Origin of the sequence: Rhizobacter sp., from assembly GCF_031412075.1 — a bacterium.
GTDB lineage: Bacteria > Pseudomonadota > Gammaproteobacteria > Burkholderiales > Burkholderiaceae_C > Rhizobacter.
In genome coordinates, this window is the sequence record NZ_JANOCG010000571.1 from 1 (window position 1) to 1,771 (window position 1,771).

At 65.2% G+C, this 1,771-nt stretch carries 2 protein-coding genes; both read right to left on the reverse strand.

The features are described 5' to 3' along the window. Positions 1–1,146 (reverse strand): molybdopterin-dependent oxidoreductase (locus RMO40_RS21135; RefSeq protein ID WP_309725530.1); only part of this gene is annotated, 1,146 nt, incomplete at its 3' end. Positions 1,147–1,276: 130 nt separating this feature from the next. Continuing rightward, positions 1,277–1,771, reverse strand: a 495-nt coding sequence (locus RMO40_RS21140) for an MFS transporter (protein ID WP_489660214.1), incomplete at its 5' end; no start/stop codon positions are given.

Here is a 1,771-nt window from a genome sequence, read left to right on the forward strand (position 1 = left end):
CAGGGCGACGGTCTTCCACTCGGGGTTGTTGGCCTGGCCGAGCTTGCCGTTGAAATCGGAGGCGCGCACATAACGGTCGGGCACCATCACTGTTTCGCCGCCGGGCAGCGTGTGCTCTTTCAGCATCACCAGCATCGGCAGATCGGTGTAGCGGCGCGCGTAGTCGTCGAAGTAGGTCGAGCGCTTGTCGAAGTAGAACTCTTTCAGGATCACGTGGCCCATCGCCATCGCAACCGCCGCATCGGTGCCCTGCTTCGGGTGCATCCAGATGTCGGAGAGTTTGGCCACCTCGGAGTAGTCGGGTGTGACCGCCACCGTCTTGGCGCCCTTGTAGCGGACCTCGGTGAAGAAGTGCGCGTCGGGGGTGCGTGTCTGGGGCACGTTGGAGCCCCAGGCGATGATGAAGCTGGAGTTGTACCAGTCAGCCGACTCGGGCACGTCGGTCTGCTCGCCCCAGACCTGCGGGCTGCTCGGCGGCAGGTCGCAGTACCAGTCGTAGAAGCTCATGCACACGCCACCGATCAGGCTGAGGTAGCGGCTGCCGGCGGCGTAGCTGACCATGCTCATGGCCGGGATGGGCGAGAAGCCGATCACCCGGTCGGGGCCGTACTTCTTGATGGTGTAGACGTTGGCCGCGGCCACGATTTCGTTGACCTCGTCCCAGTTCGAGCGCACGAAGCCGCCGAGGCCGCGCACGGCCTGGTAGTCGCGCCGCGCCACATCGTCTTCGACGATGCTCGTCCAGGCGCCCACCGGGTCGTGGGCGGCGCGCGCTTCGCGCCAGCGGTTGAGCAGGCGGCCGCGCACCATCGGGTACTTCACGCGGTTGGCGGAATACAGGTACCAGGAATACGACGCGCCACGAGCGCAGCCGCGCGGCTCGTGGTTGGGCATGTCCCAGCGGGTGCGCGGGTAGTCGGTCTGCTGGGTTTCCCAGGTGACGATGCCGCCCTTGACGTAGATCTTCCAGGAGCACGAGCCGGTGCAGTTCACGCCGTGGGTGGAGCGCACGATCTTGTCGTGCGCCCAGCGGTTGCGGTAGGTGTCTTCCCAGGTGCGGTCTTCACCGTTGGTGACACCGTGGTCGCCCGAGAAGTTTTCCCTGGGGGCCGAGAAGTAGCTGAGTCGGTCTAGGAAGTGGCTCATGTGTTGGCTCCGAAAGCAACCCCGTTCGCCCTGAGGCGGTCGTTGGCCCTGTGCCGAGGCACGCTGGCTTCGACAGGCTCAGCCAGAACGGAGATTTGGTGAATGTGTCGTTTCAAGTGCGATGCCGAGTTCAAGGGTTCTTCACATACGCGTTCTTGCGCAGGTAGAACCACCAGTTGAGGACCAGGCACAGCGCGTAGAACACCGCAAAGCCGTACATCGCGAACTGCGGTGTGCCGGCCTTGATCTGGTTGCCGATGACCACCGGCGCGACGAAGGCGCCGTAGGCGGCGATGGCCGACGTCCAGCCCAGCACGGGGCCGGCTTGCTGGCGGTCGAAGATGACGCCGATGGTGCGGAAGGTCGAGCCGTTGCCGATGCCGCTGGCAAAGAACAGCACGATGAAGAGGCCGATGAACGCCGGGAAATACTGCTCCGGCGTGGCCGAGCCGTAGGCCTGCATCATCACGTAGCCCACCGCGCACGACGCCACCACCATCACCGCCGAGATGACCTGCGTGACGATGGAGCCGCCCACCTTGTCGGAGATCCAGCCGCCGATGGGGCGCACCGCCGCGCCAACGAAGGGGCCGATCCAGGCGTAGGTGAAGGCCGAGGGGGCGTT